Source organism: Treponema primitia, from assembly GCF_046533075.1.
Lineage (GTDB): Bacteria > Spirochaetota > Spirochaetia > Treponematales > Breznakiellaceae > Termitinema > Termitinema primitia_B.
Genome location: NZ_JAJQRB010000018.1, coordinates 62,026 through 85,324, shown reverse-complemented (window position 1 = coordinate 85,324; position 23,299 = coordinate 62,026). Strand labels below are relative to the sequence as shown.

Here is a 23,299-nt window from a genome sequence, read left to right as displayed (position 1 = left end):
TCCTGCAAGTTTAACCTCATTTAGGAAAAACTTTCAATGCGTGGAAATATACTACATATATGTATAGTTGTAGATCTATAAATCATGAAACAACGAATAATTTTCGAAAAACCCACAAAAAAAATTAATACCAGCTAAAAATACCGCAATATTGAATTTGCCAGGAATACGGGCGATCTTTAATACTCAAATTATGAGATCCTCTAAAAAAAACTGGAAAATAGACCTGAAAAAGAAAATTTGTCGGAATGATGCAATGGGAATTGAAGTTTCATTTATTATTACAAACGAAAACAAGCTCTTTGGTAATATCACCAGAACGGACACAGGCTTACATCAATATATCGCCAAAATTGAATGTGATCTGGAGGGTATTCCTGAACAGTTAATTAACCTGGCCAGATATTATTTCGCAAAAAAATACTATAAAAAAAATAATCCCTATGAAAATTTACCGGATCCGGTTTTGATCTGGTAGGGCATGGCTCATGACTTTAGCGTATCAATATATTCCGCGGCACAGTGGGCGGCGATGGCTCCTTCGGCAGCGGCGACTACCACCTGGCGGAAGGGGCTGGAGCGGACATCTCCGGCGGCGAAGAGGCCCGGGATGGAACTTGCCATGCGCTGGTCCGTGATGATGTAGCCTGTTTCGTCGGTTTTTACATCGGGGACGAGGGCGGTCTGTGGGTTGGTTCCGACGAAGATAAACACTGCGCTGACCGGCTCTTCGTACTGGGTTTTCTCGGCGGTGTTTTCCAGCAGTATTGATGTAACCTGTTTATCGCCCCGGATTTCCAGGGGGCGGGTGTTGAGGCGGACATCAATGTGGGGGTTCCGGAGGACCCGCTGGGCCAGGCCTTGTTGGGCGCGGAAGGTATCGCGGCGGTGGACCAGGATGACCTGATCGGTCAAAAGCGAAAGGTACCAGGCTTCGTCACAGGCTGCGTCACCGCCGCCTACCACCAGGACCTTCTTACCCTTAAAGAAGGGGCCGTCGCAGGTGGCGCAGTAGGAGACGCCCCGGCCTGCGTATTCCGCCTCGCCGCTTATGCCCAACCTGCGGTGGGTGGCGCCGGTGGCGAGGATTACCGCGTAGGCGCGGAGTTCCTTGCCGCTGCCCAGGCCGGCGATGAAAAGACCGCCTTCCTTCTTTAGTGAAAGGACCGCATCGCCGATGATTTTGGCGCCGAATTTTTCGGCCTGGCGGCGCATGTCCTGGGCGAAGTCGAAGCCTGAGCGGGGGGTGGCGTCGCCTGGGTAGTTTTCCAGCTTGTTTATCACCAGGGCCTGACCGCCCGGGGACATCTGTTCTATGGCCAGGACCTTGAGGTTGGCCCGGCCGCCGTATTGAGCGGCGCTTAGACCCGCAGGACCGGCTCCCAAAATTAATAAATCAGCGTCTACCTGTGCCATGGATACTCCTAATAACTATAATAAGTAATGCCCCATAGTACCGTCAACGGGTAATGTGGTACAATGCACATTAATGAAAAGGATGGTTTTTTTCGTGTTTGTTGCTTTGACTCTGGCGGACATGGTGTTCATACCCTGTCTATCCGCACAGACGGTTCAGTTCCCTGCCCTGGAGCCTGATCCACGGGTTCTTGAATTTGCCCGGCGCGGGGATTATTCCTGGCGGGATATCGGGGAAATTGCCCTGTGGGCTTCCGTCGTCGGCGCCCAGGGGGCATCCAATGGATCTGCCCAGGCGGAACTTATCAGAGATGCTGTGGCGGAGCTGCTGGCTATGCCGGATCTGCCCATGGATGCCAAGGGACGCGGAGAATTTGTCCTCACCTTTGTTCATCAGCGTTTTCTCAAGGGCTATATGGAAAATCAAACCCGGATGGACGAGATTTTTAGGACCGGGCGATATAACTGTGTTTCTTCGGCGGTGCTCTACGCCGTCTTTGCCACTGCGGCGGGACTGGATGTTTCGGGGGTGATGACCAAGGACCACGCCTTTATCACAGTGAACACCGGCGCTGAGCTTATCGACGTGGAGACCACCAACCCCATGGGATTTGACCCGGGGAATCGCCGGGAATTCCACGACGGCTTCGGGAGGCTTACGGGCTATGCCTATGTTCCCGCCCGGAATTACCGGGACCGGACTTCTATCAGCCAACTGGAACTGGTTTCCCTCATTTTAACTAACCGTATATCCGAACTGGAACGCCGGAACCATTTTGCTGATGCGGTGCCCTTGGCGATAAACAGGGCAGCGCTCCTCAGGGACCGCCGGAATCCTGTGTCCTCCCCCTTCTTCACGGAGCCCCAGCAGGATCTGATGGACCGACTGCTGAACTATGGATCATCCCTGATGAAATCCGGACAGGAAGCGACGGCCCTCCAGTGGGCGGCCCTGGCGAGTAACCGGTATCCCGATGATGACCGATGGCAGGAATTTATCTACGCCGCTTTGAATAACCTTCTGGTTAAGCTTGTACGGGCTCAGCGTATAGCAGATGCCCGGAACACACTTGATGCCAATACCGCTATTCTGAGCCGGGATAATTTTAACCGTCTGGAAGTTCTGGTATTGGACGCAGAATTGGTGCAGCATTCCGAGGCAGTACGGACCGCAGAGGAAGCCCAGGCGGTTCTTCTGACCATTGACACTGCCCGGAGCAGGGGGGCCATCAACGAAAGCCGAACCAGGGAGCTGCGTAATTTTATTATCCTTAAGGAAGGGGAGCGGCTCTCCTCCGCCGAGAGCTCTTTGGCTGCCATACGCTACACCGAAGCTGCCATAGCCAAGTATGGCAGGGATTCCCAGTTGGAAAACGCCGTCCGCATATATCGCAACAACCGTCTGGCGGAGATGCACAATGCCTTTGCAGACCTGTACAACAACGGGGACTACGACGGAGCCGCCCGGGTCATCCATGCCGCCCTGGAAGAATTTCCCGGGAACCGGAATTTGACCCAGGATCTTAACCTGGTAGAGCGGGCTTTGAAGAACCGGTGATGACAATCATCTTTCCCTGTAGTATACTTATCCAGCCATGAACCTGTTCAACCTGATTCCGGGCAACTTCTTTTCCCTCCTGGCCTCCGCAAACCGGGAGATATATTTTGACGCCCTGATGCTGCTGAATGATTTCCTAAAACGGGAGCTCAACATACAGGTGGAGGATTACATCACCTCCCTGATCGCCCTTATCGAAGACAGAAATTTTATCCCCGAAGCTGAGGATGAATCCCCGGACAGCCCGGGCGTGGCCGCAGGGGACGGCGGGCTTGCACCCAATGTTAAGGCGCGGCTCATTTTGAAACGGATCGTGGACACCGGATGGGTTGACCGGGAATACATGGACGGCTCTTTTATCGAGATCATCACCCCCAGGGATTATGCCATCAGGATGATGCAGCTCCTGGATGAACTGCGGGACGAGAAGATCCACGAGTACAATTCCCTGGTTTTTTCAACCTATTCGGCCCTGAAGCAGGCCCTTAACGAGCAGCCCCGTGAAATGTATGATGCGATCCTGGCCGCCAAAAGAAATACCGAACAGCTTACCTATGAACTAAAAAGCCTTTACCACAGTATCCGTACCTATCTCAGACGTATTCAGGAGCAGAACAATATAAACGATCTGCTGGCAAACCACTTTGAAAAATTCAAGCCCATGGCCGACCGGATCTATCACCCCATTAAGACCATGGATTCTATCCACCGGTATACTGCGCCCATCAGGGATATTCTGACGAAGATCCGCGATGATGACGCCCTAATGGCGGGGATGCGGGAACGGGCCATGAGGGTACGGAAATATGAATACGACGAGGAAGCGGGGGAAGAAATACTTTCGGCCATAAATTTTGTGCTGGATACCTACGGAAAGCTGGGAAACACCATAAATGAGATTGATAAAAAACACCATTCCTATATAAAAAATTCCATAGAAAAAATGACCTACATGATGAACACGGATCAGAGCGTGGTGGGGAAACTCCTTGAAATCCTCAAGGTCTACGCATCATCCTCCGATGCGGGGCGTAACAAGGTAGGGGACTTGCTGGGGAAGAGCATTAAAATTAACCGGCAAAATTTTCTGGACGGCGCCTCCCTTTTCCATAAAAACATTCTGAGCCGCAGGTTAAACGGGGAACCCCTGGAGATCAATGCCGAGACTGCTAACGGACAGACTTTTGCGGACAGCGCCATGGAAGAAATGGCGAGCCGGATGAAAAATGTCTATTCCCTGGAAAGGGTACGCCGTTTTGTGGAAAGCCTCTTTGCGTCTGCGGAGAGCAGCGATGCTGATGGTGCAGGGAAACTGGTTCTGGAGAGCGAAAATCTGCCTATTGAAGAGGATACGGATTTTGTTTTGCTGATCCTGGCGATCATCCGATCCCACGAGCAGGGGATGGACTATGCTGTAGATATTGAGGAGGGAATGGTGGAGCGTAACGGGTATCGTATTCCCAAAATGAGGATACGCAAAAAGGCGGGGAAACATGTTTGAAAAGGACCTGGAAAACCTCAACAGCAGCGAGAAGGAAGATTTTCGCCGCATTGCCAACTACCTCCTGTCCCACACCTACCTGGTGCGCCATGAATACCAGAGTTCCCGGCAGATGACCCTGCCGAACCGGGAATACCAGATAGTATCCCGGCTCTTTGAATTGTTCAGGGATTATTTTGCCATTTCGGGCTGGCGGCTTGAAAAGGACGAAAACTACGGGATTATCTCCCTCACCAATACCTATGAACACAACCGCCTGCAGCTTAACCGCTTCACCACACTTTTTCTCTACATGTGCCGGCTTATCTATGAGGAGGGACGGGAGGAGGCGGGAAGCTTCCATACCGTGCGGACCGATACTCAGACGGTGGTAGAAAAAATGCAGACCCTGGGGCTCATAGGGAAAGAAACTGAAAAGGGAAGGGTCCGGGGGAAAACAACCAAGAAAGAACGCATTGAAGCCCAGCGTACCCTGGCGCATTTCAATATTATCAGAAAAATGGAAAACTCACCCTGGGACGGGGAGGGAAATAAAATACTGATACTCCCTTCCATTTTGTCAATTATTCCCAATCAGGAGATCAATACCATGTACTCCGAGCTGGAGGATTTGAAGTACAGTCCCGGCAACGAGGAAGCTGCGGAAACCGGATCAAGTGAGGATGAAACGCAATGAAACTGATGACAAGGTTACTGCTAATCCATTGGCATTATTTTACCCACACATCCATAGGCTTTGAAAAGATCAATTTTCTTACCGGCAAAAACGCTTCCGGCAAGTCCACCATTATTGACGCCCTCCAGGTCATACTCCTGGCGGACACTTCGGGAAATTCCTTTAACAAGGCTGCCAGCGGGAAAAGCAACCGTACCCTGAAGGGCTACCTTCTGGGGGAGCTGGGGGATGACGAGGGTTCGGGGTTTAAATACCTGCGTAATGGTAGGTTTACCAGTTTTATTGCCCTGGAATTTTTTGATGATGAAAAAGACGCCTACTTTACTGCGGGCTGCTGTTTCGATGTGTATTCGGAGAATGATTTTACCAGGATGTTTTTCCGGTTTAACGACAGGATACCGGACAACGAATTTGTGGCCGACCGTAAGCCCATGGAGATCGCCCTTCTCCGCTCATGGATACGGGACAAATACAACGCGAATAACAGCTTTACCACCGACACCAACCAGAGTTTTAGAACGGATCTCTACGGCAAACTTGGGGGGCTTCAGTCCCGGTTCGGCCCGCTGCTCAAGAAGGCGGTCTCCTTTGATCCGAATGTGGATATACAAAAATTTATTTCAGAGTTTGTCTGCGACGCCCAGCAGCCGGTGGACATAAGCGGCTTGCAGGATAATATACAAAGCTATACCCGGCTGGAAAATGAAGAAGCCCTCCTCCGGGAGCGGATGGAGGAATTGGGGAAGATCAATGAATCTTACGATGCCTTTGATACCCATCGCCGGAACGAAATGCTTTACGGATATCTGGTTGATAAGGCCAGGCTTGACATAAAAGATGCGGCTATACAGAACCAGGAAAAGATAGCCGGTAATTTGAGTGAAGAAATAAGGGAATTGATTGAGCTCATAGAAGAAGAAAACGCCAGATTTGAAAAGCTACAGAATGAAAAGTACGATCTCCACGCAAAACTGTTAAATAACGAATCTGCCAGGATTATGGAACACCTGGAATCACAGATTCGGGAAAAGGAAGACGAGGCAAAGTCCATTCAGGTGGAATTCGGTACAATTTCTAAAAGATTCGCAGAAATAGTGTTTTCATGGGTGTCCGGGACCAGGGGGGTGGACAATGCCCCGGTCCCGGTGGAACCCCTCCTGGCAAGCTTGATACAAAACCTAAAGAACGAGGTAGAAAAATTTGGCGCCCTTCTTGGGGACATTGATGTAAGCAGCCCTGAAGCTGTAACCCTGCTGGGTGAAGATGAATTTTGTTCACGGGTTCTGATGGCCGACGGGATCAGGTCCCATTCAAGCGCCCTGTTAATACGCCTGCGGGAAGAGCAGGACAGGATACGCCGGAAGCAGGGGGATCTCCGGCTTGAGCAGGAATCCCTGGAAAAGGGAATATACCGCTTCCCCCAGGATGTATTGGATCTCCGGGAAGCCATAGCTTCCCGGATCCGGGGCAAGGCAGGCAAATCCGCGGAGGTGCTTATCGTTGCGGAAGCCGCGGAAATACAAAATAAGCGCTGGCGCAATGTTATTGAGGGCTACCTCAACACACAGAAATTCTACCTTATTGTTCCGCCTGAGCATTTTAATACCGCTCTTCATGTATACGATACGATAAAGCGGGAACGGAATATCTACGGGGCAGGTATTGTGGATATTGAAAAAATAGAAAAACTAAATCCTCGCCCTGATCCGGGCAGCCTGGCGGAAGAAATTTCCACCTCCAATAATTATGTGCGGCTGTTCCTGGATTATACCCTGGGCCGGGTTATGAAATGCGACAAGGTAGGGGACCTTCGCCGCTTTAATACATCCGTCACCGACGAGGGGATGCTCTACCGGAATTTTGTCGCCCGGGCCATGAACCCCGGTCTCTGGGCAAAGCCAGCCATAGGGCAGGATGCCATACGCCAGCGCCTGGATGATGTGAAGCAAGAACTCGTGCTCCTGACAGAGGGGATGGCGATCATCGGGGGGGTACAAAACCAATTTCAGCCCTTGAGCGTTTTGGCGATTCCGGGAGAATCGGAACCGGGGCGGCTTGTTAAGGCGGCGGAAATGGTGCGGTTTATACCCAAGCTTGAAGAGGAAATAGAAGTTCTGCGCAAAAACCTGGCCTCGGTAGACAAAAGCGCCATTGAGGCGCTCAGGGAAAGGATTGAAACCCTTGATACCATGCTGAAAAGCTTGAGAGAACAGATGGATCAGCACAAGCGGGACCAGGCTACGGATGAAGAAAAACTGCGGGCGATCATGGCCGACAGTATCCCTAAACTCAAGGGTGAATATACAGAAATGGAAGGACTCCTGTCGGAGAAATTTCCGGAGCAGTGGCTTTCCGAAACGGGGATTCCCCGGTACCAAAAGGAGCTCGCCGAGAGGGGAGATCCCCTTGCCATCGAACAGGCTTTTCCCCGCGAGTTGAGCCGGTCTTCCAATGCGAAGGAAAGTTTCTGGGAGGAACTGCGGGAATCCCGCCGCCGTTACAATGACAAACACAAAATGGGTTATGACACCACCGCCATTGATAATGGGGTGTACGAAAGCGCCTGGTTTGAGTTAAGCGAAAACAAGCTTCCCGTCTACCATGTTCAGATTGAGGATGCCCGGAAAAAGGCCTATGAACAATTCAGGGAAGATTTTTTAAGCAAGCTCCAGAGCAATATAAATGATGCGAAACAACAGATAGACGGCCTGAACGACGCCCTGAGCAAAAGTTTCTTTGGGGATGACACCTATCGTTTCAGAATCATTCCCCAGCCGGATTACAAACGTTACTACGATATGATAATCGATCCCATGCTTGTTGAGGGTGGGTACACTCTTTTTTCCGAACAGTTCAACACCAAGTACAAGGATGAAATAGGAGAGCTTTTTTCCCTGATCACCAATGTGGGTGACAGAAGGGGCGCCGAGGGACGGGAGGATTATGAAAAACGGGTACAAACATTTACGGATTTCCGCACCTACCTTTCCTTTGACCTTGAGGTTATTAACGGTGAAGGTGAGTCCCAGCGCCTGTCAAAGACCATGGGCAAAAAATCCGGCGGGGAAACCCAAACCCCCTTTTATATCGCCGTGTTAGCATCCTTCACCCAACTCTATCGTACCGGCAGGGACAAGAAGGCCAATACCGCCCGGATCATTATCTTTGACGAGGCCTTTTCCAAGATGGACAGCGAGCGTATTATCAGCAGCATAAAACTGCTGCGGCAGTTTAATTTCCAGGTCATTCTTTCTGCGCCTCCGGACAAAATTGGCGATATCGCCATCCTTGTGGACCGGAACCTCTGCGTCCTCCGGGAAGGCAAACTGGCGGCGGTGCGCGGTTTTGACCCGAGAAAAATTGAGGAACTGAAAGCCCTGGAGAAGATCGGTGCAGATTGAAAAGTACCAAAGAGAATTGCTTTCCGCTTTGCTGGATAAATACGAGGGGAGCAGTTTTTTTAAGACAGGCGCCGTGCCGACCCGGCGTATCATGATCAGGCTTTACGACGGGGGCATAACGGACTTCCCGGCCTACGAAATTGAGAAACCTGAAATTAAGGAAGGGATAAACCGGGCGGTACTTTCCCTGAACAGGGATGAGCTTGTTTTCTACCAGTGGATGAAGGGCGAGAAAAACCATTTCCTTGCCAAGGTTTGGCTTGATTTTGAAAATATAAACGCCGCCTATGCATTCATAAACCGCCGGCCCGCTAACGATATTGCCGACGATGTATGCCTTGAACTGCTTGAGACCCTGGAAAAAGTCAAAAGCCAATGGATACAGGATTTTCTCAACCAGGTGTATGAAAAAATTTCCCGGAAACGATCAGTCGGGACACGGTTTGCGGCCACCGGTCTTCCCGCCGATAGTGAAGAGCGGAGAAACCTGCTGCGGGCCCTCGTTTTTACCGACCATATGGAGGAGACAGAATTACTGGAACGTGTTTTTTCCCTTCAATGTTTTGGAGATTCAAAAACTTTTGAGAACAGCGTAAGAAAGCGCTTTCTTAGTATCATACGGCAGTATACGGACTGTGATGATAACAGTACCGATGAGGAACTCCTCCGTTTTGCGGGGATCGCCAAGTACCCTGAGCAGTTTGAATTCCGGGGTCCCCTTTCCATCAGCTTTGAACGGGGGCAGGACGGCGGAGACGACCCCGGGGCATTAGTTAATTTTGCTCCCCTCATCTCAGGCGGCGCCCTTTATACCGGCGACCTCAAACGGGGACAGCTTTTTCTGCCGCCGGACACTGAAATTCTTTCCATAGAGAACCGGGCTAATTACATTGATTATGTTCACCGGCAGCATAATGACAAAGAACTTGTGGTATACCACGGCGGTAACTACAGCCCCGCACGGGGCCTATTTCTCAAGGCCCTTGCCGCCGGTCTGCAGCCCGGTTGTTCCTGGCGTCACTGGGGTGATATTGACTACGGTGGGTTTTCCATGCTGGCGCGGCTGCGCCGGGAAATTAAAAAAGACGTCTTGCCCTACCGTATGGACAGGAGCGAACTTGAGCGTTACACCCGGTTTGCCGTCCCGGTGATCTTGCCATATATCGAAAAATTAAAACTCCTTACCAAACGTGAAGAATTGACGGACAGTCTGCCCTGTATACAGTACATGATTACTAAGGGCGTTAAACTGGAGCAGGAAGCGATGTTGACGGAATTTTCGGAGTAACTAACCGGTCTATTATTAAACCGAGCCGAAGTGTCAACCGGTGACGGATACCAACTTTATCGGACAAAAAACAGCATCCAACGAATCTGCTGAAAAAGTCATTGCATGCAATATCAAGCCCCTTTCTTTACCGCCCCATTCCTATTATACTAATGGAGATATTCAATTTTCAGGAGGAAACATGGCTCATTGCGTAGTTCCGGAAGCGGAAGCTATTTTAGATAAGGAATACCCCGTTTTGGACAAGGGGTTTATACGCCTGGTGGATTATCTGGGGGGGGATGAGCGGGTGGTGCAGTCCGCCCGGGTTTCCTACGGCGAGGGGACCAAGAGTTACCGGGAGGATGCGGGGCTCATCGACTATCTGCTCCGGCACCGGCATACCAGCCCCTTTGAACAGATTGCCCTTACTTTTCATATAAAGATGCCCATTTTTGTAGCCCGCCAGTGGATTCGCCACCGGACTGCCAAGCTGAACGAGATTTCCGGCCGCTATTCGGTGATGAAGGACGATTTTTACGTTCCCGCTCCCACTGATGTTGCCCTTCAGAGTACGGACAATAAGCAGGGCCGCTCGGAAGAAGCCCTGGATGCGGGGGCGGTGGAAAAGGTGCGTTCCTCCCTGAGCGAGGGGCAGAAACACGCCTACGGGGAGTATACGGCGCTGATCGACCAGGGCATAGCCCGGGAATTGGCCCGGATCAACCTGCCCTTGTCCTTATATACCGAACTATACTGGCAGATTGATCTCCATAACCTGTTCCATTTCCTGGAACTCCGGCTGGACGTTCATGCTCAGAAGGAAATCCGTCTTTACGCCGAGGTTTTGTTGGAAATCACCAAAAAGGTAGCCCCCCGGTGTTGCGAATCCTTTGAACGGCATTTCTTTGGGGGGGTGAGTTTCTCCAAAGAGGAATTCGCCGAGTTAAAGAGGCGGCTTGAGGGCAGCAGTTCCGCCTCCGGGAGCGGACTGACCGGTAAGGCGTTGGAGCGGTTTGAAGAAAAACTTCGCAGTGGGAAACAGGCATAGGATAAAATAAAATTAAGGAAGAGGTTTAAAATGAAAGGACCAGTTTTAGTTGTATTAGCCGCCGGTATGGGAAGCCGTTATGGCGGGCTTAAGCAGATGGACCGGATAGGGAAGAGCGGTGAAGTGCTGCTGGACTTTTCGGTGTTCGATGCCAAGCGGGCGGGGTTTACCAAGATTGTGTTTATTATCCGCCACGATATCGAAAAGGATTTCAGGGAAATTGTTTTGAGCCGGATCAAGGGCCATATCGAATGTGAGCTGGCCTTTCAGGATCTGGACACCATTATCCCGGCGGATGTTCTGGCGAAAAGCCGGGAAATAGGCCGGACCAAGCCCTGGGGAACCGCCCATGCCCTGCTCTGCGCCCGGGACAAAATCGACGCTCCCTTCACGGTGCTTAATGCGGACGATTTTTACGGCCGGGAAGCCTTTGCGGCTATGGGAAAATATTTGGCCGACCCCGCTATCACCGATGGCGCCATCGTGCCCTTCCGGCTGGAAAGTACCCTCAGTCCCCAGGGTACGGTTACCCGCGGGGTCTGCGAGGTAACCCAGGGCTACCTTTCCTCGGTGGATGAACTCAAGTCTATCGAGAAAAAGGACGGCAAGATTTTCAACACCGGTTCCGATGGGGCGCGGCAGGATCTTGCTGCGGATACCCCGGTATCCATGAACTTTTGGGGTTTCCCGGTGAGTATCTTCCCAAAATTGCAAAACTATTTTGATGATTTTCTTAAAACTTCGGGTTCGGAACTGAAGAGCGAATGTTACCTGCCCCTTGCTGCGGACTGGTTTATAAAAAAAGGGTTCCTCAAAATTAAGGTCCTCAAGGCGGATTCCGAATGGTTCGGGGTTACTTACAAAGAGGATCGGGAAGCTGCGGTTAACCGCATAGCGGAATTGGTTTCCCAGGGGGTTTACCCGGCATCGCTTTGGTAACGGAACAGAGTAACTACTGCCTTGGAACCTTAGTCCCTAAGTTTTAGGGAGTAGTTCTTTTAATAATTCGTTCCTTTTTCCCATCGATAATATTGCTTGAAAAATGCTACTATGTAAAACTGCTAATTGTTCAAAATTGTATATTTTTATTGCATTTTTATCATAGAGAATTTGTAATTTTGAAGGGTACTCATCATCTCCTTCATAAAATATTAATTTGATCGATATTTTGGGCAATATTTTATAATTCCAGCTATACTTTCCATCCCTGTTTCCTTCTTCATATTCCATACTAAACATATTCATTATTTTTTTAAATTTTTCATAATCGTTGCCAAATGTATCCGTGAATTTTTTGTTTTCCATTGATACAAAACTACTGCTTTCCCGAAATACACCGCCGGAAAATTGTCCCAGAGTGCAATATTCGTATATTGGCTCTATATTTGCACCTGACAATACATAATATCCTAAGACGCTTTTCAAATCAAATTCATAACCTTCAGAATCTACCGTCCATATTGTTTCCTGTTCAATAAGTTCTACACCTTCTTTTGTTATTCGGTATGTTCGATTAAGAAAATTAACCAATAGTATATTTTCTGAAATTTGCTTTAATCCAAGCCTTTTGGAACTATCGGAAAAATCACAAGTTTTCAATAAACCTTTTACCCAATTATATGTTTTTTCATAACCCTTTTGCATTTATTCTTACCACCAACCATTGTGTCATTGACTAAAACAGCCTGTCGATAAATTGTTTTTGTCTGTTTTCCAGAAAAATATGAAGTCAAGCCTTTTCCCTAAAGAAATCCGTTCAATTATTTTATCCATATTTAGGCGTTCCTTACCAATCCACATAGTATCCGTACCCCTCGGTCATAGATGCTCTCTTTTTATTATTTTTATTATATCCATTACATCTTTACAAAAGTATGTCGGTTTTGATTCTTCCAATTCTTCTTTGCTGCCATATCCATACATTACCGCTACTGAATGTATATTATTTTTATGTGCCCCGATAATATCATATTTCCTATCGCCTACCATTATTGTTTCCGTTTTATTTAAATTATTTTCTTCAATGATATATTTTATTATTTCCTCTTTTTCAGATAATGTTCCATCTAAATTGCTTCCGATAATTTCATTAAAATACTGGTCAATTTTAAAATATTTTAATATTTCCAATGCAAATTTCTTTGGTTTTGATGTTGCAAGTATGCAATTTTTATTTTTCATGTCGTTTAATAAATTTTCAATATTATCATATAATTTATTTTCATATATTCCTTTTTCTGAAAAATATTCCCTGTAATATTCTATGGCGATTTTTGCTTTGTTTTTATCAAATTGATAATATTCGATAAATGATTTTTCCAATGGCGGACCAATAAATAATTTTAATTTATTTATGTCATTTTCCAATATATTAAATTTTTCAAGAGCATATTTTACAGAATTTGTTATTCCTAAATATGGATCAGTTAATGTTCCATCCAGGTCAAACAATATATTTTCATAAGCCATTAAATATTCCTTTCATTTATTCAAATATTATTACAAAGCGAATATCGTACCAGGTATGCCCTTCCCGAAAAGTGTTTGCTTTCAATCCTACTTGAGCCGTTTTCTCAGCTTCCGCCTGTTTTTCCGCAGATTCTCTCTTTCCTGCAATTCTTCAGCAGTAGGCGGCTTTGACGGATCGGGAGCATCGGGGTAGATACGTACCGCTTCGTTGTCAGGAAGTTTGCGGGCGATAAAGTACCAAACTATGGCCAGGAGTACCATGCAGAAGGAAAAGACCTGGCCGGTGGAGAAACACAGGAGCGGATGGGCCTGGGCGGGGGAGAGGGTTGTGGGAATAAGCTGGATACGGTAACCCAGATCGGAATCGGGCTCCCGGAAGTATTCGATGAAAAACCGGAAGATGCCGTAGCCGCCCAGGTAGAGGCTGAGCAGGAAGCCCTTGAAGGGTTTCCGGTTCCGCCATATCCAGATGATCAGCCAAAGGATCAGCCCTTCGAAGAGGGCCTCGAAAAGCTGGGAGGGGTAGCGGGGCAGGTTCACCAGGGTGGAGCCGCCGGGAATGGTGACGCCGGTTTTTTCCGCAGCCTCCCGGACCCAGCTTTCCTGCGGGGAAAGGGGTTGGGCATAGGGGAAGATTATTCCCAGAGCGCCCGTGGTTACCCGGCCGTAGAGTTCGCCGTTGATAAAGTTTCCCAAGCGGCCGAAGGTGTAGCCTAAGGGAATGCTGGCGGCGTACATGTCGCCGATTTCCCGGAAGTCAAACCGTTTTATCGCCGAATAAATTACTATCGACAGGGCGCCGCCTATGACGCCGCCGTGGTAGCTCATGCCCTGGAGACCGGTGAAGCGGCCGTTCTGGAAGGGCCAGAATATCAGCCAGGGCTGGCGGCGGTAGATGTCCCGGGTTTCGTAGACGAAGGTGGCAAAGACCCGGGCGCCTACCAACAGGGCCAGGATGCCCCAGAAGAAGAGCCCCGAAAGATCATCTTCGCTCATGGGGAAACGCCGTTCCCGCACCTGTTTGCGGTAGAGCAGAAAAGCGATACTAAAGGCTACAATGTACATAAGCCCGTACCAACGGAAGGGAAGGCCGGGGATTATCTCCGCTTTCAGCCATGAGGGGAATTGTACGGCAAGTAGGTTCATGGTTTAAATCCCTTTTGCATAGCATTGGACAGGGTATACTTCAGAAAGTTGTTTTCTTTTTTCAGCTTGGAGATTTCGATCTGCTGGGTCTTTACCGTTTCTATCAGATCCCCCTGGCTTAAAGCGCCGGAGTGCATCAATTCTTCTACATACTCCATCTTGTTCTCAAAGTCGATCTCCGCTTCCACCGTAGCTTCCTGGAAAGTTTCGTTGATCTCCTCATCGGTCAGGGTAAAGTGATCCTCATCGGACTGAAGGATCTTTTCGGCAATGCGATAGATGGCTTGGGAAATGACTGCCTGGGGTTTGTAAATAGTTACGGGCATCCTGGAGGCAAGGCTGGTATCCTGTATGGAGTCCCGGTATATAACTCCCAGGTGTTCAATTTTAAGATCCAGGTATATCTCGCAGGACCGGCGTATTTTTGTGGCAATATCCGCATCCTTGGGGTCCTGAACCATATTCATGATCAGCCGGGGGTGGAGACGATCCACATGGGCCTTAAACTTATTGTAGGACTTAGCATCGATCTTCTTAATTTCCTGAAGCATCTTGGGCAGGTAGAGCCGCTGCAGCCCGGAACCTTCCTTGCGGAGTTTTTCCAGGTAATTGTAGGCCTTGGTTTCCTTGGCAAAGGCGGTGTACATGATCCGGAAGATAGTATTCTTGAGGAACACGTAGGCGTTCAATGTGGCGGTTACCGTTGGGGCGGAGACGATGATCCCCTGGCCGGAGAGGAGGAAGAAATCCAGGATAGACTGATGGGTCCCGGCGCCTAAATCGAGGATCAGGATATCTGCGTTCAGGGACAGGAGCCGTTTAACCAGGGCCTGGCGTTGGTTGGTCTTGAGGTTAGCGGTTCCGGGGATTTCCATATCCCCGGGAATGAACTTGAGGTTGGGTATGTCCGTATTGGCTACAACCTTGGAAAAATCCGAACGGGGATCGTTGAGAAAAGTCCCGATACCCAATTGTGGGGCCTGGTAGCCAATGACCAGATGGAGGTTCGACGCCCCCAGGTCAAGATCCGCCAGAATGACATGCTGACCGGCCTGGGCAAAGGCTACCGCGAGATTGGCCGCTACCATGGATTTGCCGACTCCGCCCTTGCCGCTGGCTATTGGAATGATACGCATTTTTAACCTTCCTCAGGAGCATCTTCGGGGAGCTCCGCTTCCCGTGGCAGCGTTTCCGCGACCAGGATTCGTTTTTTCAATACCGCCCCGCCAAGGACCGTAAGGGCGTCTCCGGCGGATAGGAGCAGTGCGGTTCCGATTAGGGTAAAGGTTCCCCGGGGAATGCCAATCAAATCGCCCGTAAGGTTGGGTAATAAAAAAGCAAGCCACGCAAAGACCGCAATTACCGCAAGGATCTTCCCCGCCATGTACAGGGCGATATACGGTTTATAGGCGTCAAGCCTAATCCATAGGAAAAAGCTCATCAGGGGAAACAGGCCGTTGGGGACGGCGTAAAAAACATGGGGGAATATGCCGCCCTCTCCGGCCCCCCCCGGGGGGATAAAGGCTGCAAGGAGACTTGTCATTACAACCAGCCGGATAAAATCGTAAATAAAAAAAATGAGCCTCAAAGGCCGATATGGTTCCATTATAGAAAATTCTACGGTTCTCGGGGATTAGGGTCAAGGGGGTTGGATATCATCCCTGGCCCTTTCTGATATGCAGGGGTATGGAACTTAGTTCCTTATTATCAATATATAACACAAAATTCACCACCCCTTGATTGGCGAAATGCAGATTGGAAAAGGTAAACACCAGATGGGCTATGGCGGCAGCGCTTCCTTCCCCATGGACATCCACATGGCCGTTTATGGGCTCAATGTTCAGTTCCCCGTTCAGGTCCAGGGTCTCAATCCGGAAACTATGGGTGTTGAATTCCCACATATCAAAGCGGATCCGGATAACCACCGCTAATTGGGGGTGGACGCAGGGAAAATTCCGGGCGATGATCGTGTCGAAGGTCCCCACTATGGTAAGTTTACCGCCGTTTTCCTGGGCAAAATCACAAAATGTAAATATTTCAGTTTTCATTGCTTGTTCTTAAAGCATGGGTTATATCCTTGATAAAATCAATATGCGCAGGTACTATTAGGTCATCATGACCGATTTTGTCCACCTTCATGTCCATTCCGATTTTTCCCTCCTGGATGGCGCCGCTTCGGTGGAATCCTTGGCAGCCAAAGCAGCTTCCCTGGAGATGAAGCATCTGGCCATTACAGATCACGGGAATATGTTTGGCGCCCTAAAATTTCGTAATGCCTGTTTAGGTGATAAAGACCACCCCCTTAAGGACCGCGCACCGGTGCATCCCATTATCGGCAGCGAATTTTACATGGCCCCGGGGGCCCGGACCGAGCGGAAGGGCGGCGAGAACGGGAACAAGTACTACCATCTGATCCTCCTTGCTACCAATGAAGAGGGATACCGGAACCTCATGAAGCTTTCATCCTATTCTTATACCGAGGGGTTCTATTACAAGCCCCGAATCGACCGGGAATTACTGGAAAAATACCATGCCGGGCTTATCTGCCTTTCCGCCTGCCTGGCGGGGGAAATTCCCAGCCTGATCCTCCGGGGGCAGATCCAGGAGGCGGAAAAAACCGCACTCTGGTTCAACAGCCTCTTTGGGCAGGATAATTTCTACCTGGAAGTTCAGGATCATCGCATTGCGGAGCAGCGGCAGGTAAATCCCATAATCGTCGAAATTGCCGGGCGTACGGGTATCCCCCTGGTGGCTACCAACGACATCCACTACATAGAAAAGGAAGATTCCATTGCCCAGGATCTGCTCCTCTGTATCGGCACCCAGGCGAAACGGGGGGATGAAAAGCGTATGCGCTTTGACACCGACGAGTTTTACTTCAAAACCGGTGACGAAATGGCGGCGCTGTTCCCGGACTCCCAATACCCCGGCGCTATTGCCAATACGGCGCTGATCGCAGAACGCTGCAAAACCGAAATTCCCAGCCCGGGGCCGCTGCTGCCGGATTTTGAAATTCCTGCGGGATATGCCAATGCGGATGAATATTTGCGGCGGCAGACCATGGAGGGACTGGAAAAACGGTATCCCGCTATGGGCGCTGAGGTCATCCAGCGGGCGGAATATGAGCTTGGGGTGATCATCTCCATGGGCTTTACGGGCTATTTCCTCATCGTGGCGGATTTTATCAACTGGGCCAAGGAGCATGATATCCCCGTGGGGCCCGGGCGTGGTTCCGGGGCCGGCTCCATTGTGGCCTATGCCCTGCGGATTACCAACAACGACCCTATTAAGTACAAGCTGCTCTTCGAGCGTTTCCTCAACCCTGAACGGATATCCATGCCCGACTTTGACGTGGACTTTGCCAACGAGGGCCGTCAGGATGTGATCGACCATGTGACTGAAAAATACGGCAAGGAAAAGGTGGGGCAGATTATCACCTTTGGCACCATGAAGGCCAAGGCTGCGGTTAAAGATGTGGCCCGGGCGCTGGACATAAGCATTGACGAGTCCAACATGCTAACCAAGCTTATCCCGGAAGACCCCAAGATGACCCTGAAAAAAGCCTTTGAGCAGGAGCCCCGGCTGCGGGAACTGGAACAGGACACCAAGTACCAGGAACTTTTTGCCATGGCCCGCAAGCTGGAGGGGAAGAACCGCAATTCCAGCATTCATGCTTCGGGGATCGTGATTGGGAAAACTGATTTGACCGACTATGTGCCCCTTTACCAGGATAAAACCGGGGTGGTGGCGAGCCAGTATACCATGGACCTGATCGAACCCCAGGGCCTGGTAAAGATGGATTTTTTGGGACTTAAAACCCTGGACCTTATTGACCATTCGGTAAAACTTATCCGCCGCCGGGGTGGAGAATATGCGAATTTTGACATCGAAACCATAAGCGAGGGCGGAACGGCGGAGGCTGGTGCGGTTTTTAAGATGTTGGGAGAGGGAAAGAGCTACGGAGTGTTCCAGTTTGAATCCGAGGGGATGCAGAAGGTCCTTAAGGATGCCCAGCCCACTAGTATTGAAGACCTTATCGCCTTAAACGCCTTATATAGGCCGGGGCCTATGGATAATATCCCCCAGTTTATCGCTTCCAAACACGGCCGCCAGTCTATCGTCTATCCCGATCCCAGCCTAGAAGATATTTTGAAAGAGACCTATGGGGTTATCGTCTATCAGGAACAGGTCATGCAGGTGGCGCAGATCATTGCAGGGTACAGCCTGGGGCAGGCGGATATACTGCGCAGGGCCATGGGAAAGAAGAAACGGGAAATACTGGACAAGGAAAAGGTTCCCTTCATTGCCGGGGCGCTTAAGCGGGGCTTTAAAGAGGCGGACGCAGACCGGATATTTGAAATCCTGGCGCCCTTCGCTGGCTATGGGTTTAACAAGAGCCATGCTGCGGCCTATGCGGTGTTGGCCTACCAAACCGCGTACCTCAAGGCGAATTTCCCGGTGGAATTTATGGCCGCCAACATGTCCAATGAAATTTCCAGCGTGGATAAGCTCCCCCTCTATATCGATGAGGCCCGGCGTATGGGAATTTCCATTGATCCCCCGGACGTCAACCGTTCGGACCGGCTTTTCACCGTGGTGGATGGCCGCATTGTCTACGGCTTTGTGGGCATTAAGGGTCTGGGGGACGCTTCCGCAGAGGAGATCATAAACTGCCGCAAAGACGGCTCCTACAAGAGTTTTATAGATTTCCTTGACCGGGTGAACATTAAAACGGTGGGTAAAAAGGTGGTGGAGATCCTCGTTAAGACCGGAGCCTTCGATGCCTTTGGCCAGACCAGACAGACACTGCTGCTGAATATGGAAATGGCGGTGGAACATGCCCAGAGCAAAAAGGCCGACAGGGAGCTGGGACAGGCCAGTCTCTTTGAGGATACGGACGAGCAGGCCTACCCGGATTACCAGTTTACGATCCACCCGGAAATGGACCGCATGGAAAAGCTCAATATCGAAAAGGAACTTATCGGCTTTTATTTTTCCGGCCACCCCATGGATGATTACAAGGAAGCCTGGGAACAGTTTGTAAAGCTGGATCTCTCCGATACCGACAAGGCGCTCGAAAGGGATTATACCCTGATAGGGATATTGAAAAACCTGAAACCCTATAACAACAAGAGCGGCAAGTCCATGGCCTTCGGGTCCCTTTCGGATTACCGGGGCGAAATAGATTTAGTGTTTTTTGAAAAGACCTGGGAAAGCTGCCGCGACAGGATTGCTGTGGGTGATACCGTTGCCATTAAGGGCCGGCTGGATAAACGGCGGGGCAGTCCAAGCCTGCGGGTGGATTCGTTACTCCCCGGGGATCGGCTTAAAATAAAAGAAGACCTTTTGGAATACTGTTCCTCAGCAGGCAGTTCCACGGGAAGCGTTGCCGTCGAAAGAACTGCTGTTTATGCTCCGGAAAATTTTGCGGAGGACCTGTCGCCCCTGGATAATTATAAAGACGCCTGGGAACAGTTTGTTAAGCTGGACCTCTCAAAGCCGGAGGCCGCCTCCGAAGGGGAGTATACCCTGATAGGGATACTGACACGACTCAACCCCATACTGACCAAGAAGGATAATAAGCCCATGGCTTTTGGATCCCTTACCGATTACCGGGGCGAAATAGATCTGGTCTTTTTTCCAAGTACCTGGGAATTCAACCGGGACAATGTTGAAGAAAACCGCTGTATTGCGGTTAAGGGAAAATTGGACAAGAGCCGGGAGAAATTAAGCTTCCAGGTAAGTTCGGTGCTTGAACTGGGAAAGCTCAGGCGAAAGGCCGCTAAACTAAACGATGGGGCTGAAACATCCCCTGCCGTCCCTGCGGGGCCTTCCTACCGGGAACTGCATATACGGCTGGACAAGACGGCGGCGGAACGGGAGGAGAACCTCTTCCCTCTGCGGGATTATCTCTATGGAAGTTCCGGCCCCTGTTCGGTTTTTATCCACGTTCCTATTCTAGAGGACGAGGCGGTGATCCGTACCGCCGCCCAAATTACCGCATCTGCGGAGGCTTCCTGTATTGAAGCCCTAACCCTTTGTACCGGAGTTGCCGAAGTATGGCCGGAATAATGAACATACTGGGAGGGATCACCAGTCTCTACATGATCCTTATTTTTATCCGTATCATGCTTACCTGGTTTACCGGGGCAAATTACGGCAAGGCGTTCCATCTTTTAAGCGGCGTCACCGACCCCTACCTTAACTGGTTCCGTCGTTTCTCCTTCCTCCGGGTGGCCAATCTGGATTTAACCCCCGTCGTGGCCTTAGCGCTCCTGACGGTGGTGAACAATATTTTTCTTACCCTGGGCCGCTATGGTACCCTTACCATTGGTATTATCCTTTCCCTGCTGTGTTCCGTCCTCTGGTCCGTGGTTTCCTTTGTCCTGGGTTTCTCTATCGTTGTCCTGGTACTGCGGCTTATCGCCTACCTTGCCAACCGGGATGTGTACCACGGTTTCTGGCGGATCATCGACACGGTCTCAGCGCCCATACTGTACCGCATTAACCGTATGCTCTTTGGGAGACGGCTGGTCCGGTTCATGACCGGTATCCTCACTTCCCTTGGGGTTCTGCTGGCTCTCCGGGTCGGTTTGGAACTGCTGGTCCGGTTTGCCCTGGATCTTCTGGTCCGGCTCCCCTTCTAATGTTCCTGCGGGAGCTTACCGCGTCGGCGGATCACATCAAGGGCGCCGGTCCCGCTTCGGTTAAAGCCCTGGCTAAAGCCGGTATAAACAGTGTTGCTGCGCTTCTCTGTTATTATCCCCGGGACTGGGAAGACCGGAGCCATTCGGTACCATTGGCGGACTATTCCCGGTACCCCGCGGTGTGTACCGTGGTCCGGGTTATCGCCCATGACTGGTTTGGTTTCGGCGCCATGAAAACCCTCAAGATCCATGTGGAGGACGAAAGCGGTCGGGCGGTTTTGGTTTGTTTTAACCGCCCCTTCCTGGAAAAACAGCTCGTACCCGGAATGCAGTACCGGTTATGGGGCCGCTTCTACTATAAATACGGGGAACTCCAGTCTTCCGCCTTTGAGTTTGAACCGGTGGAAGGGGCCGTTAAGGGCTTCGGCCATGTGCTGCCGGTGTATCCCCTCACCGCGGGCCTTAACCAGGGCCTGTTCCGTCGGCTTATCCGCCAGGCACTGACCCAATACGCTAAACCCCTGGAGGATGAAATTCCGTCGGCCATAATCCAACGGGACGGTCTCCTCCCCAAAAGCGAAGCTATCCGCGCCTACCACTTTCCCGCTTCCGTGGAAGAACTGGACAGGGCCCGGAAAACCCTGATCTACGAAGAGCTTTTCTACCTGGAAGTGATAATTGGGCGGAGAGCCCTGGAAAGAAAAAATACGGCGCCCCTGGTACACAAAAAGAGAGAAGCTGGGAAGGATGGAGAACTTTCGGCTTTGCAGAGACGTCTTCTGGAGCGGCTCCCCTTCAGCTTAACTGCGGGTCAAAGCGCGGCGGTTACGGAAATTAACCAGGACATGGATGGGGAATATCCCATGGCGCGGCTGCTCCAGGGGGATGTGGGTTCGGGGAAGACCCTGGTAGCGTTTCTGGCGGCGCTCCGTGCGGTAGAATCGCTATCCGGGGAAGGCGGGCAGGCGTCGCCGCCTGGGCAGGCGGCGATCCTGGCCCCCACAGAATTACTGGCACGGCAACATGCGGAGAACGCCGCGCGGCTGTTGGAACCGGTGGGCATCAGACCGGCGTTTTTGACGGGAAACCTGAAGGCAGCCGGGCGATCCAATCTTTTAAAGGCCCTGGCCGCCGGGGATATCGATATCGTGGTGGGAACCCACGCCCTCTTTTCCCGGGACGTGGTTTACCGGGATCTCCGGCTGGTGGTGGTGGATGAACAGCATCGCTTTGGGGTAACCCAGCGGCAGGCCATCATGGCCAAGGGTGACCACCCGGACCTTCTGATGATGAGCGCCACCCCCATACCCCGGACCCTGGCCCTTACCGTTTTTGGAGATATGGATGTTTCAGTGATCCCCGATCTGCCCCCGGGGCGGAAACCCGTAAAGACCCATCTGGCCAAGGAATCTAACGAGACTAAGGTCTACGACTTTGTCCGTAAGGAACTTGCTGCGGGGCATCAGGCCTATTTTGTTTATCCCCTTATCGAAGCTGATATAAACAAGGACCTAAAGGATGCGGCTTCCATGGCGGACCGGCTGGGGCGGCAGGTCTTTAAGGGGATGCGGGTTGCCCTGGTCCATTCAAAACTGGACGAAGAAGAAAAGCGGCGGACCATGGAGGCCTTCCGGCTGGGTGAAATAGCAATACTGGTGGCTACCAGCGTGGTGGAGGTAGGGGTGGATGTACCCAACGCTACCTGCATGGTCATAGAACACGCCGAACGTTTCGGCCTTGCCGCCCTGCACCAGCTCCGGGGCCGGGTCGGCCGGGGGGAGGCGCAGTCCTACTGTTTTCTGGTCTACTCCGATGCGCCGCCGGACCCGCCGGAATCCTTTGCCCAGGATGTCCTTACCGAGGACGGTAAGACCCGGCTTAAGGTGATGCTGGAAAACAACGATGGCTTTGTTATCGCCGAGGAGGACCTTAAACTCCGGGGCCCCGGTCAGATTGCCGGCATCGAACAGTCGGGTTATCTGTCCCTGGGGGTAGCTGACCCCATCCGGGACGCTGCGGAACTTGCCCGGGCCCGTACCGACGCCTTTGCCATACTGGAGGAAGACCCAGGACTGCTGCTCCCGGAACACCGCCGAATCGCCGCGGTACTGGAACGGGCGCCGCCGTTTTCGAATGTAACGCTTTAGGGTTTACCGGTATTCGGGAC

The 23,299-nt window shown here is 51.0% G+C and carries 18 protein-coding genes; 11 read left to right on the top strand and 7 right to left on the bottom strand.

What is annotated here, in order from left to right; translation table 11 throughout:
* The first annotated feature begins 193 nt into the window (after nucleotides 1-193).
* Nucleotides 194-478 carry a hypothetical protein gene (locus LQZ19_RS03385; RefSeq protein WP_411046237.1) on the top strand — a complete coding sequence of 95 codons (285 nt, stop codon included), beginning with the start codon at nucleotides 194-196 and terminating at the stop codon, nucleotides 476-478.
* A gap of 8 nt (nucleotides 479-486) precedes the next feature.
* Here the strand turns inward: LQZ19_RS03385 and trxB are convergent, their stop codons facing one another.
* The gene (gene trxB, locus LQZ19_RS03380; RefSeq protein ID WP_411046236.1) at nucleotides 487-1,416 is read right to left on the bottom strand and encodes a thioredoxin-disulfide reductase; all 930 of its coding nucleotides are present in this window, start codon (nucleotides 1,414-1,416) and stop codon (nucleotides 487-489) included.
* Between the two features lie 73 nt (nucleotides 1,417-1,489).
* Here trxB and LQZ19_RS03375 point away from each other — a divergent pair, with 73 nt between their 5' ends.
* The 7 genes from LQZ19_RS03375 (at nucleotide 1,490) to LQZ19_RS03345 (ending at nucleotide 11,809) form a co-directional block, all read left to right on the top strand.
* Entirely contained in the window at nucleotides 1,490-2,974 is a 1,485-nt protein-coding gene (locus LQZ19_RS03375) for a BAR domain-containing protein (RefSeq protein ID WP_411046235.1), read from the top strand.
* A gap of 37 nt (nucleotides 2,975-3,011) precedes the next feature.
* Nucleotides 3,012-4,475 carry a Wadjet anti-phage system protein JetA family protein gene (locus tag LQZ19_RS03370; protein ID WP_411046234.1) on the top strand — a complete coding sequence of 488 codons (1,464 nt, stop codon included), beginning with the start codon at nucleotides 3,012-3,014 and terminating at the stop codon, nucleotides 4,473-4,475.
* Nucleotides 4,468-5,151, top strand: a complete 684-nt coding sequence (locus LQZ19_RS03365) for a DUF4194 domain-containing protein (RefSeq protein ID WP_411046233.1) — start codon at nucleotides 4,468-4,470, stop codon at nucleotides 5,149-5,151. The genes LQZ19_RS03370 and LQZ19_RS03365 overlap by 8 nt, the downstream gene beginning before the upstream one ends.
* The gene (locus tag LQZ19_RS03360) at nucleotides 5,148-8,552 is read left to right on the top strand and encodes an ATP-binding protein (protein ID WP_411046232.1); all 3,405 of its coding nucleotides are present in this window, start codon (nucleotides 5,148-5,150) and stop codon (nucleotides 8,550-8,552) included. Before LQZ19_RS03365 ends, LQZ19_RS03360 begins: the two co-directional genes overlap by 4 nt.
* The gene (locus LQZ19_RS03355) at nucleotides 8,542-9,840 is read left to right on the top strand and encodes a Wadjet anti-phage system protein JetD domain-containing protein (RefSeq protein ID WP_411046231.1); all 1,299 of its coding nucleotides are present in this window, start codon (nucleotides 8,542-8,544) and stop codon (nucleotides 9,838-9,840) included. Before LQZ19_RS03360 ends, LQZ19_RS03355 begins: the two co-directional genes overlap by 11 nt.
* A gap of 181 nt (nucleotides 9,841-10,021) precedes the next feature.
* Nucleotides 10,022-10,870, top strand: coding sequence for an FAD-dependent thymidylate synthase (gene thyX, locus LQZ19_RS03350; protein WP_411046230.1), 849 nt, complete (start codon nucleotides 10,022-10,024; stop codon nucleotides 10,868-10,870).
* A 30-nt stretch (nucleotides 10,871-10,900) separates the two neighbouring features.
* On the top strand, nucleotides 10,901-11,809 hold the full coding sequence (locus LQZ19_RS03345) for a nucleotidyltransferase family protein (RefSeq protein WP_411046229.1): 909 nt from the start codon (nucleotides 10,901-10,903) through the stop codon (nucleotides 11,807-11,809).
* A gap of 36 nt (nucleotides 11,810-11,845) precedes the next feature.
* Here the strand turns inward: LQZ19_RS03345 and LQZ19_RS03340 are convergent, their stop codons facing one another.
* The 6 genes from LQZ19_RS03340 to LQZ19_RS03315 form a co-directional block, all read right to left on the bottom strand.
* Nucleotides 11,846-12,514 (bottom strand): DUF3786 domain-containing protein, encoded by a 669-nt coding sequence (locus tag LQZ19_RS03340; protein ID WP_411046228.1) that lies wholly within the window; start codon nucleotides 12,512-12,514, stop codon nucleotides 11,846-11,848.
* Nucleotides 12,515-12,688: 174 nt separating this feature from the next.
* The gene (locus LQZ19_RS03335) at nucleotides 12,689-13,339 is read right to left on the bottom strand and encodes an HAD-IA family hydrolase (protein WP_411046227.1); all 651 of its coding nucleotides are present in this window, start codon (nucleotides 13,337-13,339) and stop codon (nucleotides 12,689-12,691) included.
* Nucleotides 13,340-13,426: 87 nt separating this feature from the next.
* Nucleotides 13,427-14,485 carry a prolipoprotein diacylglyceryl transferase gene (lgt, locus tag LQZ19_RS03330; protein ID WP_411046226.1) on the bottom strand — a complete coding sequence of 353 codons (1,059 nt, stop codon included), beginning with the start codon at nucleotides 14,483-14,485 and terminating at the stop codon, nucleotides 13,427-13,429.
* Nucleotides 14,482-15,621, bottom strand: a complete 1,140-nt coding sequence (locus tag LQZ19_RS03325) for a nucleotide-binding protein (protein WP_411046225.1) — start codon at nucleotides 15,619-15,621, stop codon at nucleotides 14,482-14,484. Before LQZ19_RS03325 ends, lgt begins: the two co-directional genes overlap by 4 nt.
* 2 nt (nucleotides 15,622-15,623) lie before the next feature.
* A complete protein-coding gene (locus tag LQZ19_RS03320; protein ID WP_411046224.1) occupies nucleotides 15,624-16,028 on the bottom strand; it encodes a hypothetical protein in 405 nt (134 codons plus the stop codon).
* 112 nt (nucleotides 16,029-16,140) lie between these two features.
* Nucleotides 16,141-16,533 carry a DUF6941 family protein gene (locus tag LQZ19_RS03315; protein ID WP_010256131.1) on the bottom strand — a complete coding sequence of 131 codons (393 nt, stop codon included), beginning with the start codon at nucleotides 16,531-16,533 and terminating at the stop codon, nucleotides 16,141-16,143.
* Nucleotides 16,534-16,600: 67 nt separating this feature from the next.
* On the opposite strand from LQZ19_RS03315, the gene dnaE reads away from it, so the two are divergent.
* From dnaE to recG, 3 genes are read left to right on the top strand one after another with little or no spacing between them, the layout of a single operon-like run.
* Nucleotides 16,601-20,557: a DNA polymerase III subunit alpha gene (gene dnaE, locus LQZ19_RS03310; RefSeq protein WP_411046223.1), complete on the top strand. Its 3,957-nt coding sequence runs from the start codon at nucleotides 16,601-16,603 to the stop codon at nucleotides 20,555-20,557.
* Nucleotides 20,545-21,132: a YggT family protein gene (locus tag LQZ19_RS03305; RefSeq protein ID WP_411046222.1), complete on the top strand. Its 588-nt coding sequence runs from the start codon at nucleotides 20,545-20,547 to the stop codon at nucleotides 21,130-21,132. The genes dnaE and LQZ19_RS03305 overlap by 13 nt, the downstream gene beginning before the upstream one ends.
* Nucleotides 21,132-23,279, top strand: a complete 2,148-nt coding sequence (gene recG, locus LQZ19_RS03300) for an ATP-dependent DNA helicase RecG (protein ID WP_411046221.1) — start codon at nucleotides 21,132-21,134, stop codon at nucleotides 23,277-23,279. The genes LQZ19_RS03305 and recG overlap by 1 nt, the downstream gene beginning before the upstream one ends.
* Nucleotides 23,280-23,299 lie beyond the last annotated feature (20 nt).